Raw genomic sequence first — 16,094 nt, 5'->3', positions numbered from 1 at the left:
GAGTCCAGGCACGACACCGGGGCTGCCTGCCGCCCCGGCGGGCTCAGCCCACTCGATCCACCCGGTCAGGCGGGCCGATCTCGGCCTCGGAACGCCGACGGCGCGGGTGCCGGACCAGAGATCCGGTCGACGCCCGTGTCGGGCTGGTGGAACCGGATCGAGGTCCCGGCCGTGAGGACCGGCGTGTTGAAGGAGTACTGCAACGCGTCGCTGCCCCGGAAGTTCTCGATGCCGACCGTGGCCGAGCCGCCGAGCGCGGTCGGCTCGTCGGGGGGCAGGTCCGCGTAGCCGAACACCAGGCCGCCACCCTCGTGGAAGGCGACGGAGAAGGTGATCTCGGCCTGCGAATCGACCAGCCGGACATCCCGCCACTCCACGACGAACACCCGGTCGCCCTCGGCGCCGGACACCCCGGTGAAGACGCCGCCCGTTCCCTCGACGACCAGGTCGTCCCAGAACGGGTAGACGGAGCCGTTGGGCAACAGCGGGTTGGGCAGTGTGGTGTTGCCTGCGGCGGTGGCGGCGGAGACGAAGCTGAGGAAGCCGTTGGTCGCGATGAATGCCTGCTCGTAGCGCTGCCCGTAGAACGTGATCGGGAAGGGCAGGGCGACCGTCTCCGAGGCGTCGTCGCCGCTCAACGCCAACCGGGTGTCCCCGGCAGGGAACGCGCCGTCCTGGACGCGGCAGAAGTTGCCGTAGGCATCGGTGACGTCGGCGAGGGTGAAGTCGACGGCCGTGTCGCCGTTCGAGACGACCACGTCCCTGGCCTGCGGCTCGGCACAGCCGGAGCCCTGGGCGGCGAGGCGGTGGGTGCCTGCCGGGACGGCGTCGAACACGAAGTCGCCGCCTGCGTCGGTGGTCGACGAGGGCAGCTCGCCATTGCCGAAGACCACCTCGACACCGGCCAGCCCGGTGCCCCCCGAGTCGGAGATCCGGCCGGACACGGCGTGGGTCGGCAGGGCGGTCAGGGCCAGGTCGACCGTCGCCGTCTGGTCGGCGAGGACGGTGGCCGATGCCCCGTTCTCGGCGTAGCCGAAGACGGTGCCGGTCACCGCGTAGTCGCCGACGGGCAGCATCAGCGTGAAGGTGCCGTCCGCTGCGGCGACCACGGCCCGGTTCTGGGGGCCGGACACCGCGACTCTGGCGGCGGCAACAGGTTCTCCGGTGGTCGAGTCGGTGACGGTGCCGGTCAGGACGCCTGCGTCACCGCGCGGCGCGGCGTCCACGGCGGCCAGGACGTCGAGTCGGCCCTTGCCCCAGACGTTGTTGTCCTCGGGGGTTCCGCCGCAACTGGTGTCGTTGACCGGGATGGCGGTGGTGTCCAGCAGGGCTCGGGTGGCCTCGACGTCGCCGATCAGGCTCGGCGCGGCCGACCACAGCAGGGCCACCGATCCCGCGACGTGCGGGGCGGCCATCGAGGTGCCGCTGGCGGCGCCGTAGAGCGCGCCGGGCAGGGCGGAGCGGACGCTCACGCCGGGAGCGGTGATGTTCGGCCGGATCGTGCCGTCCGCACCGGGCCCCCGGCCGGAGGAGTTGGCGATGGTGTTGTTCACCGAGTGGGCGCCGATGCCGTAGGCCAGCATCGAATCGGCCGGTGAATCGATGGTGTCGCAGCCGGGACCGGAGTTGCCGTTGGAGAACAGGGCGAAGATTCCCGAGGCGTCCCAGGCGGCGATGACCTCGTCGAAGGTGGAGTCGACGGCCGGGCCGTTGGGGACCCCCCACGAGTTGTTGACGATGTGCGGCCGGAGGTCGGCGCGCGGGTTCTGCCCGTCGGTGTCGGTCGGGGCCAGCATCCACTGGGTCGCACCGAGCAACGCGCTCTCCGAACAGCCCGTGCCGCCCTCGCAGCCCTTGGCGGAGATCCACTGCGCGCCGGGTGCCACGCCGATCTGGTTGCCCGCCCGGTCGTCGCCGATCATGGTGCCGGTGACGTGGGTGCCGTGGCCGTGGTTGTCGCAGGGGACGGTCGACGGCGAACCGCAGGTGTTCGAGGGGTCGAACCAGTGGTGATCGTGGTCGAAGCCGCCGTTGCCGAGGTTGCCCCGGTAGGAGCCGACCAGCGCTGGATGGTCGAATTCGACGCCGGTGTCCACACTGCCGACCACGATGCCCTCGCCGGTGAAGCCGTAGTCCGCCCAGACGTCGTCGGCGTTGATCGAGTCGATGCCCCACTCGATTCCGTCGACGGCCGCGTCCGCCGCAGGCTGATCGACCGGCTCCGGGATCGCCAGCACGGTCGGCAGCGAGACCCGGTCGACACCGGGTATCCGGGTGATCGAGTCGGCCAGTGACTCGGAGGCGGACCGGACGAGGATGCGGTTGGAGATCCAGTACGGCGTGAAGTCCGCACCCTCGGCCGTGAGCAGCGTGACCGCCTCGTCCTGGCTCTGCCCGGCGGTCGCGCGCAGGGTGTCGACGACGGCCTGGCCCCGCTCGGCCCAATCGAACACCTCCGAGGCGGCCGACAGGTCTGCCCGCTCCTCCAGGACGATCCAGACGTCGCTGGTGCCCTGCTCGTGGAGGACCTCGAGTACGTCGGCGTCGATCGACGCCCGGTCATCGTCGATGTCGGTCTGCTGCGCGATCGACGGCACCGTGCCAGCCGCGAACAATGCGGCCGCCATGGCGAGCACCAGACCGGATGCACCGCGCAATCCCTTCGTGCCCCGTCTTGACCATCGTGCCGAGGTGCGGGTTTCAGACACCGATCCTCCTTGTCGAGCGAGACGGCAAGGTCGGCGTGTTCGACATGAGGTCGAGGTGAACGGCGACCGCCTTCGACCTAACTTCCTGCCGCCTGCGCCGACAAGAGACCATTCGGCGGAACGCGGAACAGGGCTGGTGATCTGCGGTGATCCCGCCCGATTAGGGAACAGAACGACCCGTCGCTCAGCACAGGAAGAACCGTCGAACTCGAGTCTTTCGGGCAGAAGTCGAACGCCGGAATCGGGAAACGGCGGCGGTACCGGCACGACGGCCGGATAGCGATTCGGCGTGATGCAGCAGGCCCGGAAGACTCGCCGAGACCACACAGTCTCCCTCGCCGAGTGCCGGGAGCGGCGGGACCAGCCTGCCCGGAAGCAGGCGGGCCACCGAACCCAGGTGACCCCGGCGCGCGGCGCGGGCGCCGGACGAATGATCCGTCCGACGCCCGCGCACCTCGCTTGCGACCGCAGGCGGGTTCCATCCCCGCCGACCCGGTCGATCACCAGTCCGGCCGGTGCACCACCTCGATGTTGTTGATCGCGGCGGGCCGGTAGCTGCGCCGGTTGAGGAACTCGAGGTCCAGCGACTCGCCCTCGGCGATCGTCACGGTGAACACCCGCGTGTCGGCCGCCCGGCCGCCCACGGTCTGGGCGATGTCGTAGCCCAGCAGGATCACCCGCTCGTTGAGGGTGACGTCGAACCGGCGCCAGTCCACCTTCGGGGAGCGCTGGAGTTCGGCGAAGCCGAGCGTCACCTCGTAGGTGCCCGCCGGAAGATCGTCGAACCGGTAGGCCTCCAGGTTCGTCCGCTGGTTGCGGTAGAGGGCGTCCTCCCTGGTGTTGGTGATGTCGACGTTCGCGCCGACACTGCCCGTGGTCGAGTCCTCGCCGATCCAGCCCCACGATCCCTCGGTGTAGGTCTGGTCGGGGGCGAAGGCGATCTCGTCGGCCGCGACGTGCTCCTCGGTGCCGCCCACCGCGACGCCCTGCCAGTAACCGGAGACGACGACCTCGACCGGCACCTGGACGACGGGCTGCCTGCCCGCGTTGGTGTCGAAGAGGAGGGTCGCCCGGTAGACGCCCGCCTCCAGACCGGTCGTGTCGATCTCCACCTCGACGTCGATCTCGTCACCGGGCGTCAGGGTGCCGGTGGAGACCTTCTGCCGCAGCCACGGCACGTCGGTCGACATCGGCACGCCGCTGTCGATCAGATAGGCGGTGTTGGAGACCTGCGAGGTCGCCCACAGCGCGCCAGCGGAGTCCAACTCGAGGCCCGCGCCCGCGAACTGCTCGTTCTCCGGGAAGCCGACCGTCGAGACGGCCGCGCAGGTGGCGGGGTCGACCTGGTAGATCGTGTTGGTCGGGCTGTTGGTGGTGATCCACAGCGTCCCGGCCTCCGGGTGATACGCCAGACCCGCCACGCCCGTCTCCGGCGCGGTGCACCGGCCGAGCATCGTTCCCGGCTCGGCGTGCGAGGAACCCGCGACGTGGTAGATCACGCCCTCGTTCCAGCCGCCGATGTAGAACGAGTCGTCGTCGGCCCGGTAGGCGAGGCCCCGCTGCGAGATCGCGCTCCACGGCGAGCCGGTGATGTTGTAGCCGACGTCGCCGTCCGACTCGTCCCAGCAGTGGATTCCGTTGTCGCCGCCGACGTTGACCTGGCAGAACAGATCGTTACGGGTGTCGTAGGCCAGGTCGGCGTTCCAGGAGGTCGCCCAGTCGGCGTCGTGGGATCGACCGGTGGGACCGCCGTCCGTGCCGAACTCGGTGTTGGTGAGCCCGACGGCGTCGGAGATCCACAGGCTGTCGTCGACGCCGACGCCCCATGCGGTGTCGACCTGTCCGACCGACCAGGAGGACAGCACGTCGCCCGCCGCGAGCGGGGCGGCCTCGGCGAGGTCCTCGATCTCCTCCTCGGTGTAGTTGTCCCGTGTGTCGAAGGCGGTGTCCTCCGCCGCCGACCGCACCTCGGACAGCAGTTCGGCCTGTGCGGGCGCCTGCGTCACGCGGTCGCCGCCGCGTTCAGAGATCTCCCAGCTCAGGTCGTGGTCGCCGGTGTTGCTCAGGGTCACCGAGGTGCTGCGGGTGGCGTCCTGGGGGACGACCCACGACACGTCACCCGGACTGGCCTCACCGCGCGCGGTGGTCAGCTCGGCGTCGACGGTCACCGTCTCCCGGTTGTCGCCGAGGTACGCGGTGGTGACGTACTCCGAGTAGTTCTCCTTGCCGACGGTCACCGTGTAGTAGCCGAGGAGCTGCTGGGCGCGGAAGGTGCCGTCGTCCGCGGTCGTCACCGTGTTCAGCACCGAGTCCCGTTGGGAGATCGCCACCGAGACGCCGCCGACGGGCAGCCCGTCGTTGGCGTCGACGACCGTGCCGGTCACGTAGCCGAAGTCGGGCTCGCCGAAGCGGATCGACGTCGCCGAGGACAGGACGGGCGAGTTGTAGGAGTATTCCAGGGCGTCGGTTCCGGCGGCGTTCTCGATGCCGACCGTGGCGGAGGAGCCCAGCGCGGCCGGGAGGTCGGCGGGCAGGCTCTCGTAGGCGAAGACGATGCCGCCGTCCTCGTGGAACTGCGCGGCGAAGGTCAGTCTGGTCTGCGAGCTGAGCAGCCGGACGTTGCGCCATTCGACGACGAAGACCCGCTCGCCGTCCGCGCCAGAGACTCCGGTGTAGACACCTGCCGACGCGTCGACCGTCAGGTCGTCCCAGAACGGGTAGACGGCGCCGTTGGGCGCCCCTGCGGTGGGCAGACGGCCGTTGCTGTAGGCGGTCGAGGGCGCCGTGAAGCTGAGGAACCCGTTGGTGGCGACGAAGGCCTCGCTGTACTGCTGCCCGTAGAAGCCGACCGGGAACGGCAGGGCCACGGTGGCCGAAGCGTCGTCGCCGCTGAGCGCCACCCGCGTGTCGCCCGCCACGAAGGCGTCGCCCTCGTTGCGGCAGTAGTTGCCGTGGGTGTCGGTCACGTCGGGCAGGGTGAAGTTGGCGACCGTGTTACCGCCCGCGACGACCAGCTCTCTGGTCAGCGCGCCGACGCAGCCCGAACCTGCTGCGGCCAGCTCGTAGGTGCCCTCCGGGACGGACTGGAACACGAAGCCGCCGCCCGCGTCCGTGGTCGTCGAGGGCAGCACGCCGCCGCCGAAGCCGACCTCGACTCCTGCGAGGCCCGCACCGCCGGAGTCCGACACCTGGCCGAACACGGTCCTGGCCGGGACGGCGGTCAGGGCGAGGTCGAGTGTGGCGGTCTCGTCGGCTCCGACGGCGGCGGTGCCGCTCGCCTCGCCGTAGCCGAACGCCGAGCCGGTGACGGTGTAGTCGCCGACCGACAGCGTCAGGGCGAACGTCCCGTCCGAGCCTGCGATGACGGTCCGGTCCTGCGGACCGGCGACGGTCACCCTGGCTCCTGCGACGGGCTCGCCGGTGCCCGCATCGGTGACGGTGCCCGCGAGAGCGCCGGTCTCACCGCGCGGTGCGGCGTCGACGGCGGCCAGGATGTCGAGCCTGCCCTCGCCCCAGACGTTGTTGTCGGCAGCGGTGCCGCCGCAGGTCGTGTCATTGACGTCGATGGCCGTGACATCGAGCAGGTCCCTGGTGGCCTCGATGTCGCCGACCAGGCTCGGTGCGGCCGACCACAGCAGCGCCACCGCGCCCGAGACGTGCGGGGCCGCCATCGAGGTGCCGTTGAGCAGCGCGTAGCTGTTGCCGGGAACCGAGGAGCGGATGGCGACGCCAGGGGCGGAGATGCTCGGGCGGATGTCGCCCTCGGCTCCGGGGCCCCGGCTGGAGAACGAGGCGATGGTGTTGTTCACCGCGTAGGCGCCGACCCCGTAGGACAACGCCGAGTCGGCCGGGGAGCCCGTCGTGTTGCAGCCGGGACCGGAGTTGCCGTTGGAGAACAGGCCGAAGATGCCCGAGGCGGTCCAGGCGCCGACGATCTCGTCGTACCACGGGTCGATGATCGAGCCGTTGGCCGAGCCCCAGGAGTTGTTCACCACATGGGGGCGCAGGTCGGCACGCGGATTCTGGCCGCCCACGTCGGTGGGGGCCAGCATCCACTGACCGGAGGCCAGCAGGGAGGTGTCCGAACAGCCGCTGCTCTCGCAGCCCTTCGCGGCGATCCACTGGGCGCCGGGGGCGACGCCGATCTGGTTGCCCGCACCGTCGTCGCCGGTCATCGTGCCGGTGACATGGCTCCCGTGGCGGTTGTTGTCGCAGGGGACCACCGACGGCGAGCCGCAGGCGTTGGAGGGATCGAACCAGTTGTAATCGTGGTCGAAGCCGCCGTTGCCGAGATTGCCCCGGTAGGAGCCGACGAGCGCCGGGTGGTCGAACTGCGCGCCGGTGTCGACGCTGCCCACCACGATGCCCGCACCGGTGACGCCGTAATCGGCCCACACGTCATCGGCGTTGATCGAACTGACGCCCCACTCGACGGCGTCGACGGACGAACCGTCCTCATCGGCCTCCGTCGGCTCCGGGACCGCCAGCACGGTGGGCAGCGAGATCCGCTCGACGCCCGGCACCGTGGTGATCGAGTTCGCCAACGGCTCGGAGGCGTCGCGGACCAGGATGCGGTTGGAGATCCAGTACGGCGTGAAGTCCGCCTCCGCATCGCTCAACAACGCGACGGCGTCGGCCTGCGTCTGCTCGGCGTGCCCGCGCAGCGTGTCGACCACGGCCTGACCGCGTTCCGCCCAGTCGGCGACACCTGCCGCCGCCGACAGGTCGGCCTGTTCCTCCAGGACGATCCAGACGTCGGCGGCGCCCTTCTCCGCCAATGTCTCCACCACGTCGGCATCGATCGAAGCCGGTTCCGCGCTGTGCTCGTCCGCCGACTGTGCGACCGACGGGGCAGCGGTGGCCGCGATCAACGCGGCCACCACCGTGAATACCAGACCCATTGCTCCACGCGACCCGATCGGGGTTGTGGAACGTCCTCTCGGGCGCGCCGAGACGAGTGTTCTAGACACCAAGCCTCCTTTTAGGCCAGACACCGGGGCCACCGTCCAGGCCACATAAAGTTGCCGTGAACGGAAACCGTCTTCGACCTAACCTCGCTGGTCTCACGTCCCACAAGAGACCATTCGGCGGAATACCCGAGCATTCCCGAATGCGCGGTCACCACCAGCGCAGCAGCGCAGACTGTTCAATTCAGTTGAAACGCTTAACCGGCTCGAAACAGTTGACCGACTTACCAGAGAAGGGCCGAGAAGCCGAGCAATCCAAGACTTTCGGGCACCGGAAATCCACCCGAATGCAGGAATCAGTCCCCGAATCGGGCGGCCGATCGACCGATTTCCCGACCACCGGGAAACGAAATGAAGGAACAGGCGGTGAATAACCGACCAGCGGCGACATCGACAGCCACGGGAAAGGCCGATCCGGCGATGTCGGACGACGTGACGGCCGAGGTGTCTGCTCGATCACGTCCGGCGGATTCGTGGGCGGGTTCGCCGGCGGGTTCGCCGGCGGAGGAGGCGACAGACCGGACCCGGCGCGGAGCCGAACCGGTGTCGCCGGGCCAGGCTGGTGTCGCCGAGCACCGCCCGGCGGCAGGCAGTATGCGGGACGCCGAGGCCTCGGTCTCAGGTGCGGGGCTGGTCCTGAAGATCGGCGGTCAGGTGCAGGATGCCGTCCCGACAGCTGCGGGCGGGCTCGGGGACCACCCGGTTCATGATCCTGATCATGCAGAGGTTGTCCGCCTGGACGTAGGCGTGGACCGACCGGGCTCCCCGTGCCTCGGCCGTGCGCATCAGCTCGCGGGCCAGCATCGTGCCCAGCCCACGGCGCTGCCAGTCGTCGCGTACCAACAACCCCAGTTCGCCCTCGCCGTCGCGCCAGACGAGACAGGCCATGGCGATCACGCCGTCGTCGGCGTCCCTGGCCAGCAGGGTGTGGGCGTGACCCGGCGTGAGCAGCCGCCGAAGTCCGTCCCGACCAGGACCGGCTGCGGTGCGGTAGCGGCGGAACCGGGAGTCCGGGGAACATCGACGGTGGAGGTCCCGCACCGCCGCGAGGTCGAGTCGATCCGCCTGCTCGACGGAGATCTCCCGCCCCGCCGCCAGCATCGTGACGCCGTCCCGACGTCGGCCTGCCCGAATCTGGACGGCCAGGTCGCGCAGGGCCCGCGCCCTGGCGAACTCGGCCGGGGTGAACGCCAGATCCGGCCGAGACAGCCGCAGCGTGCCGATCCGGGCCTCGGCAAGGGTGAGCCGGGTGCCCGCCAGCACGTCGGACTCACCGATCGCGACCTCGTCCAGTCGGATCTCTGCCGTGTCGAGGAGATCGGCCAGAACCGCGACCAGTTCGTCGGGATCGGCCGCGATCCGGGCGGCCAGTCCCAACGCCCGCGCGGGCGGATCGGTGAGTTCATGGCGGTCGGCGGGCACGACATGGGGCTGGGTCCCGCCCGCGCGCAGCAGGGCCTCGGCGAGATCGGCTGCCGTCACCGAGGTCGGCGCATCGACGAGCAGCTCGTCGACGATCCCGGCATCGGTCGGGTGCACCTCCAGCGATCGGATGTCCACCGACAGGCCTGCGAGGACGCCGGTGAGGAAGGCCAGCCTGCCCGGCCGGTCCTCGACGGACACGCGCAGCCGCCAGAGGACGGCTTCCCGTGCGGCTCCCGGCTGCGTCGGCACGAACAGGGGACGAGGGCTCGGCGCTGCGGACGCGGCCGTCGCTGCCGCGTCGGCGCCGCGCTCGGTCTCGGCCACGAGGCCGTCGGCTGCGGGCCGGGTGTCGGATTCGGCCGGGTGCGGCTGCGCCGGGCCGGACTCTCTTGGGCCGGACTCGGCTGGGCCTGCCTCACCCGTGATCGTCCCGCCTCCGCCTGCGAGCCTGCGCCTGCGGGCGCGGAAGATCCAGGCGAGGGCCCGATCCCGCCGACGTCCGGTACGCAGCACCGCCGGGCGGCGACCGGAACCGCGTCGGGAATGCCAGGCTCGCACCAGGACCGAGGCGGCGACCAGCACCGCGCCGGTCACCATCAGCAGGGCCGGGCCGTCCTCCTGCTCGGCCAGCCCGCCCGCGAAGACGTGGGCGACGGCGGCCGCGAAGAACACGCCCGCCAGCTCCAGCGCCTCCCTGGCCCATCCCGGCACCCGTGGCGGCACGGCCTGCGGCGACCCTGGCGCCTGGGGCGGGTGCATCGGTGAGACTGTGTGCCGGGTCGAGTGATCGCGCCTCTGCGCCGTCCTGTCACTGGTCACGTTCCCAGGATTGCCACAGCGTGTTGCGGCCGATCGACCTGGCGTGACGATTCCATGAAGTGCCCGGCGGCGGTCTCGGCCCAGGCACGAGACACCTCGAGCTGCAACCACGAACGGGTGACGGGCAGGGTCGGATCAGCGTCCGACGGCCGTCGACGACGATCGCGTATCGTCACCGTTCATGGAGATTCGCTCGCGCTTCGGAATCGACATCCGGGCACTGGGCCGATTAGCAGTGAACGAGAATCCGGTTACCGGCGAGTAGAACCCCAGGTCAGCAAGTGTCCTCCCCGCACGCGCGGGGTTGTTCCCGGTCACCCTGCTCGTGATCGACGTTCGCAGACGTCCTCCCCGCACGCGCGGGGTTGTTCCCTCCGCCGAGCCGAACATGTTCCGTGGTCGGTGTCCTCCCACGCATGCGCGGGGCTGTTCGCTAGCGCGCGCCTGACGCCCGCTACTCCGGAAAGCGCAGCTCCCGAATGCGGGTCAGGTCGATGCCGTAGCGCGCGTAGACCTTGGTGGTGTTCTCGCCGGTGAGCTGGTGTTCGACGAAGCCCAGCCGGGCGGCCGTCGCCACCACCCGGTCGCGCGTGGCGGCCTCGATCTCGACGTAGGGCGGGATGAGCGGCCAGGTGTCGATCTCGATCTCCGCGCCGTCGCAGCGGTAGGACTCGCGCCGGTTCTCCTGATAGGACTTCGGTTCGTAGCCCAGCCGGGACAGAAAGGTCAGCGTCTCGGCGAAGTCGCCGACGGCGGTCTCCCACTCGTGCGTGCCGCCGATGCCGTCATGTTCGATCTTCTTCACCGACAGCGTGGCGACCGTGCCGTTGTCGCGCAGCCGCATCCAGGTGGCGGCGTCGCCTTCCACGATGTCGAACACGTAGCGGCGCTGGGCGGTCTCGCCGATGAACTCGGCGTCGGCCCGTCGCAGCGCCTGTCGGACCGCGTCGACGGACACGTCCAGAATCTTCGCCTCGTACTCCGTGGCCACCGGCCCGCTCCGCTGCTTCCTCGACCGACTGCGCCGACCCCGCCCGCACCGCCCGTGAAGGGACTCCCGATGACCGACCATGACGACGCGAACCGGATCTGGTTGCTGACGCGCCGCCACCGCGAGACCAACATCTCGATCATCGCCGCTACCCTCGATCGCGCCCAAGCCGAGGGGTGGCTGGCCGCGCTGGGCGAGCCGTATGAGCTGGAGACCACCAGGCTGCTCGGCGAGGAGGTCCATCCGTTCGCCTGGTGGCAGGTCCGTGCCATCGTCGACGGCACCGACGTCACGATGGGCGAGCCGCAGCGGATGAGAGGGGCGGCCGGTCTGCTCATGCCCGGCGAGGCCGAGCCTGCGCCGCAGGTGTTCATCGACGAGGCGGCCGGGGCGCTGGAGCAGCAGGTGCACGGCCGAGCGGTGACGGTTCTCCAGGCGATGGCGCTGGATCCGGACACCGCGCGGCAGCTCGCCGAGGAGGAGATCCGCCGCCGCACGGAGCGGGCCGCAGACGACGGCGAGGGACAGCACCCGCAGGCGCCGCCCCCGCTCTGATCATCGACTCGCCCGGCCGGTCAGGGCCGGGCGGGCGGGCCGACTCCCTCTCCCGGCCCCGCCCGACAACGGTCACGCCCACCGGCCACGGCGAATCGACGACTCAGCCCGTCGCGCCGAGCACCGTGTCCAGCGCGGTCACCGCCACGCCGAGTTCGTCCCGGCTGATCGTCAGCGCGGGGCGGAAGCGGATCGACCGCTCGCCGCTGGGCAGCGCCAGCACCCCCTCCTGCTCCAGTAGTCTGCCCAGCACCGCGTTGCGAGTCGCGGTGTCGGGCAGGTCGAGCGCGACCATCAGGCCTCGGCCTCGGATGTTGTCGATGCGGCCGGGGTGGCGGCCCGCCAGCGCGGTCAGCTGCTCGATCAGCCAGACACCGTCCCCGGCGACCTTGTCGAACAGGCCGTCCCGCTCGATGATCTCCAGGTACCGGCGAGAACGGACCATGTCGACCAGCCCGCCGCCCCAGGTGGAGTTGATGCGGCCGCCGACGGCGAAGACGTTGTCAGCCACCTCGTCCACCCGACGGCCTGCCATCACGCCGCCGACCTGCGTCTTCTTCGAGAAGGCCACGATGTCCGGTCGGAGGCCGAGCTGCTGGTAGGCCCAGGCGGTCCCGGTGACGCCGACGCCGGTCTGCACCTCGTCGACGATGAACAACGCGTCGTTGGCGTGGCAGAGCCGCTCCATGGCCTGGAGGAACTCGGGGCGCAGGTGGTTGTCCCCGCCCTCGCCCTGGATGGGCTCGACGATGAAGGCGGCGATGTCATGGGGGTGGGCGGCGAAGGCGGCCTCGGCGGCGGCCAGCGACCGCTGCTCGGCGGCGATGACCTCGTCGAGGTGGTCGGCGACCGGGAAGCGCAGTGCCGGGGACTCGATCCGAGGCCAGTCGAAGGCCGGGTAGCGGGCCGTCTTGCCAGGGTCGGTGTTGGTCAGCGACATCGTGTAGCCGCTGCGGCCGTGGAAGGCGCGGGTGAGGTGCAGGATGCGGGTGCCGAGCTCCGGGGACCGGCCGTGCTGCTCGTTGTGCCTGCTCTTCCAGTCGAAGGCGCACTTGAGGGCGTTCTCCACCGCGAGCGCCCCGCCCTCGACGAAGAACAGGTGCGGCAGCTCCGGGTCGCCCAGCACCCTGGCGAAGGTCTCGACGAAGGCGGCGTAGTGGGTCGTGTAGATGTCGGAGTTCGCGGGCTTGTTCGCCGCGACCTCGGCGAGCACCGCCATGAACTCCGGGTCGTCCACGATCCCCGTGGGGTTGAAGCCCAGCGGCGCGGAGGCGAAGAAGGAGTAGAGGTCCAGGTACCGGTCGCCGTTGCGCGCGTCGACGAGCCATGAGCCCGCGCTGGCCTTGGTGTCCAGGACGAAGGGGAAGCCGTCCACGAGCAGGTGCCTGCCCAGCAGCCGATGAACGTCCTTCGGTGCGATCGTCGCGTCGAGTGCCGTCGTGCTGCCCTGAGTCATGCCGACTCCCTCCAGGATTTTTTCCTCTAGATCCATCAATTGACCGTAAAACCTACGTTAACCGTGACTTCGACCAGAAGCAATGCGTCGAGCAAACCTCGTCACTCCCGTGACACCGTCCCCGTGCGCACCAGGGCGCCTGCGCCGTGGGCACCGACCCTCGGCCGAAGCAGTCGTGCCGTGTCCGGCGGTCGGCCCCTACGCCGTCCCGGTACGACTCGCGGCCCGCGCAGGCGGACGACCTGCACGGCAGGGCGCTGACCTGCGGCGGGTCGGGCCGGAAGGTGACGGGCCGGTAGAGTGACTCGGCGCGCGGCGCGCATCCGACGGCGGCCGCACGCACCGACGGCACAAGACAGGGAGCGGACAGTGGCGGGCAACGATCCGGCCCTCGGGCGACAGACGAAGAACGACGAGTCGCTGGTGAGACGAGAGGCCGCCCGCCGGAGAACCTTCGCGGTGATCAGCCACCCCGACGCCGGAAAGTCCACCCTCACCGAGGCGCTCGCGCTGCACGCGCAGGTCATCTCGGAGGCGGGCGCGGTGCACGGCAAGGCGGGCCGCAAGGGCGTCGTCTCGGACTGGCTGGAGATGGAGAAGGCCCGAGGCATCTCGATCACCTCGGCCGCACTCCAGTTCGCCTACGGCGACTCGGTGATCAACCTCCTGGACACGCCGGGCCACTCCGACTTCTCCGAGGACACCTACCGGGTGCTCGCCGCGGTCGACTGCGCCGTGATGCTGCTCGACGCGGCCAAGGGCCTGGAGCCACAGACCCTCAAGCTCTTCGACGTCTGCCGCCACCGGAACATCCCGGTGATCACCTTCGTCAACAAGTGGGACCGTCCCGGCCGGGGCGCGCTGGAGCTGTGTGACGAGATCTCCGAGCGCATCTCCCTGCGCCCGATGCCGTTGACCTGGCCGGTCGGCGAGGCGGGCCGCTTCCACGGCGTCCTGGACCGCACCGAGGGCGGCTTCATCGGCTTCACGCGCAACGCGGCGGGTGCCGGTCGGGCGGGCGTCCAGCGGATGTCGGCCGCCGAGGCGGCCGAGGCCGTCGGGGAGGACTGGGCCCAGGCGGGCGAGGAGTCCGAGCTGCTGTCCATCTCGGGGGCCGACCTGGACTACGAGGAGTTCCTCCAGGCGCGGGCCACCCCGGTGCTCTTCGGCTCCGCCGTGCTCAACTTCGGCGTCAAGCACCTGCTGGACCTGCTGGTCGAGTTGGCGCCCCGCCCCACCCCTCGCCCGGACGTCGACGGCGGCGCGCGGCCGCTGGAGGCGCCGTTCTCGGCGTTCGTCTTCAAGGTGCAGACCGGCATGGACCGGGCGCACCGCGATCAGGTGGCCTTCGCCCGAGTCTGCTCCGGCCGCTTCGACCGAGGCATGGTCGTCACCCACGCCGCCAGCGGACGGCCCTTCGCCACCAAGTACGCGCAGCAGGTGTTCGGGCAACAGCGCAGCACGCTGGACGTCGCCTATCCCGGCGACGTGATCGGCCTGGTCAACGCGTCGAACCTGCGAGTAGGCGACACGCTGTACTCCGGGCGGCCGAAGGTCACCTTCCCCGGACTGCCCAGCTTCGCGCCCCGCCACTTCGCCACCGCCTCGGCCAAGGACCCCAGCCGGGCCAAGCAATTCCGGCGCGGCGTCGAGCAGCTGGAGCAGGAGGGCGTCGTGCAGGTCCTGCGTTCGGATCGGCGCGGCGAGGCGACCCCGGTGCTCGCGGCGGTGGGTCCCATGCAGTTCGAGGTCGCGACCGACCGGCTGCAGAACGAGTTCGGCGTGACGATCCTGCTGAATCACCTGCCTTACACGGTGGTCCGCAGGCTGGGCGACCCTGCCGAGCGCAAGCTGGTCGACGGCACCAGCAGCGAGGTTCTGACCAGGGGCGACGGTGCGGAACTTGCTCTGTTCACCGATGACATCACGCTGCGGCTGCTGCTCCGCCGCCATCCCGACGTGAAGCTGGAGAGCCTCGCGGGCGGTGTCTGATCGCCCGCCCCGCGCGGCCCGCCTGCGATCCAGTTTCGACTGCGGCCGCGCGGGTGACGACGGCCGTGGTCGACTCCTCGGCGTGGGACGGCGCCGGATGCCGGCTCCTCGTCGAGTGCCCGGCGGCGCCGGTGGCCCCCGACACGGACCTGTACGTGGCAGGCGGGGGACAGACCGGTGGCGTCGGGCCGGGTCCGACGCCCAGGGCGGCCGGACTCCGGCGGACCTCGTTCCGCACTGCCCAACCGGGAGACGTCCGGACATGCCGAAAGGGGCCACCCGATTCGGGTGGCCCCCTTCAGTCAGCCTCGCTCAGGGTGGAACCGCAGGCCTCAGGCCTGGACGGTGACGCCCATGGAACGCGCGGAGCCCGCCACGATCTTCATCGCGGCCTCCAGGTCGCCGCCCGCGTTCAGGTCGGGCATCTTGCGCTCGGCGATCGCCTGCACCTGCTCCTTGGAGATGGTGCCGCCGGGAACGTGACCGGGGCGCTCGGAGCCGGACTTCGCACCCATGGCCTGACGGATCAGGAAGCTCGTGGGCGGAGTCTTGTACCGGAGCTTGTAGGTCCGGTCCTCGAAGACCGAGACCACCACGGGAACGATCTCGCCTCGGTGAGCGGAGGTGTTCTCGTCGTACTCGAGCTTGACGTTCCGGGTGTTGACACCCGTCGGGCCGAGCATCTTTCCGAGATCGACCATGGCTGCATTGCCAGCCTCAAGTTCGAGTGTCGCCTCGAACGTCTTGCGCTGCTTGGGTGGCACCTACGACCCCTCACCTTTCGTACACTTCGCCGACGAATTCTACACCACGCCGATCGCCGAACACGGCCCGTGGGCCGAGCGCACCCGAGGAGCCGGGCACGCACGGCATGACACCGTCTACAGCTGCGTGGTGTGATGAGGTCGGTCCGCCGTCGACTCCGCCTGATCCGCCTCGACCGTCGGCTCACGCCGCGAATCCGAGGCCTGGACCGGCCTCCTGCCCACCACTGTGTCACACGCGGGCCCATGCAGGTCGCGCGGGGTCCTCCGCTCCGGTGTCACTCCGAGCCGTGTGCAGGGCGAACCGATCACCGTCCGACGGAGTGACGCCACTCCCGGGGTGTGGATCTGCGGTGCGGCGCGCCCATCGACCGGGTGGTTTCCCTCGTGAATCACAGACATCGTCCTGCCCCTGAG

8 protein-coding genes are annotated in these 16,094 nt (G+C 70.4%); 2 read left to right on the top strand and 6 right to left on the bottom strand.

The genetic code is table 11. The features are described from left to right. Positions 1-65 precede the first annotated feature (65 nt). From UA75_RS11325 to UA75_RS11305, 4 genes are all read right to left on the bottom strand, one after another. Positions 66-2,708 (bottom strand): S8 family serine peptidase, encoded by a 2,643-nt coding sequence (locus UA75_RS11325; protein WP_157434118.1) that lies wholly within the window; start codon positions 2,706-2,708, stop codon positions 66-68. Between the two features lie 500 nt (positions 2,709-3,208). Continuing rightward, positions 3,209-7,609: a S8 family serine peptidase gene (locus tag UA75_RS11320; protein WP_075740213.1), complete on the bottom strand. Its 4,401-nt coding sequence runs from the start codon at positions 7,607-7,609 to the stop codon at positions 3,209-3,211. 684 nt (positions 7,610-8,293) lie between these two features. Continuing rightward, positions 8,294-9,859, bottom strand: coding sequence for a GNAT family N-acetyltransferase (locus UA75_RS11315; protein WP_157434117.1), 1,566 nt, complete (start codon positions 9,857-9,859; stop codon positions 8,294-8,296). Positions 9,860-10,373: 514 nt separating this feature from the next. Next, positions 10,374-10,910, bottom strand: a complete 537-nt coding sequence (locus UA75_RS11305; protein ID WP_075740210.1) for a class IV adenylate cyclase — start codon at positions 10,908-10,910, stop codon at positions 10,374-10,376. A gap of 69 nt (positions 10,911-10,979) precedes the next feature. Between UA75_RS11305 and UA75_RS11300 the strand changes: the two genes are divergently transcribed. Then, entirely contained in the window at positions 10,980-11,465 is a 486-nt protein-coding gene (locus UA75_RS11300; protein WP_075740209.1) for a hypothetical protein, read from the top strand. A 103-nt stretch (positions 11,466-11,568) separates the two neighbouring features. On the opposite strand, the gene lat is transcribed toward UA75_RS11300, so the two are convergent. Next, positions 11,569-12,957: an L-lysine 6-transaminase gene (gene lat / locus UA75_RS11295; protein ID WP_232237724.1), complete on the bottom strand. Its 1,389-nt coding sequence runs from the start codon at positions 12,955-12,957 to the stop codon at positions 11,569-11,571. Positions 12,958-13,290: 333 nt separating this feature from the next. On the opposite strand from lat, the gene UA75_RS11290 reads away from it, so the two are divergent. Next, the gene (locus UA75_RS11290; RefSeq protein ID WP_083683119.1) at positions 13,291-14,913 is read left to right on the top strand and encodes a peptide chain release factor 3; all 1,623 of its coding nucleotides are present in this window, start codon (positions 13,291-13,293) and stop codon (positions 14,911-14,913) included. Positions 14,914-15,245: 332 nt separating this feature from the next. Here the strand turns inward: UA75_RS11290 and UA75_RS11285 are convergent, their stop codons facing one another. After that, positions 15,246-15,677, bottom strand: a complete 432-nt coding sequence (locus UA75_RS11285; RefSeq protein WP_075740207.1) for an uL11 family ribosomal protein — start codon at positions 15,675-15,677, stop codon at positions 15,246-15,248. Positions 15,678-16,094 lie beyond the last annotated feature (417 nt).

The organism is Actinoalloteichus sp. GBA129-24, assembly GCF_001941645.1.
Lineage (GTDB): Bacteria > Actinomycetota > Actinomycetes > Mycobacteriales > Pseudonocardiaceae > Actinoalloteichus_A > Actinoalloteichus_A fjordicus.
This window is presented reverse-complemented; position numbering and strand designations above follow the sequence as displayed.

Bases quoted from the DNA above. Each gene is read 5' to 3' on its own strand.
- UA75_RS11320 (WP_075740213.1), bottom strand. From the start codon at position 7,609: ATGGGTCTGGTATTCACGGTGGTGGCCGCGTTGATCGCGGCCACCGCT.
- UA75_RS11315 (WP_157434117.1), bottom strand. From the start codon at position 9,859: ATGCACCCGCCCCAGGCGCCAGGGTCGCCGCAGGCCGTGCCGCCACGG.
- UA75_RS11300 (WP_075740209.1), top strand. From the start codon at position 10,980: ATGACCGACCATGACGACGCGAACCGGATCTGGTTGCTGACGCGCCGC.
- lat (WP_232237724.1), bottom strand. From the start codon at position 12,957: ATGGATCTAGAGGAAAAAATCCTGGAGGGAGTCGGCATGACTCAGGGC.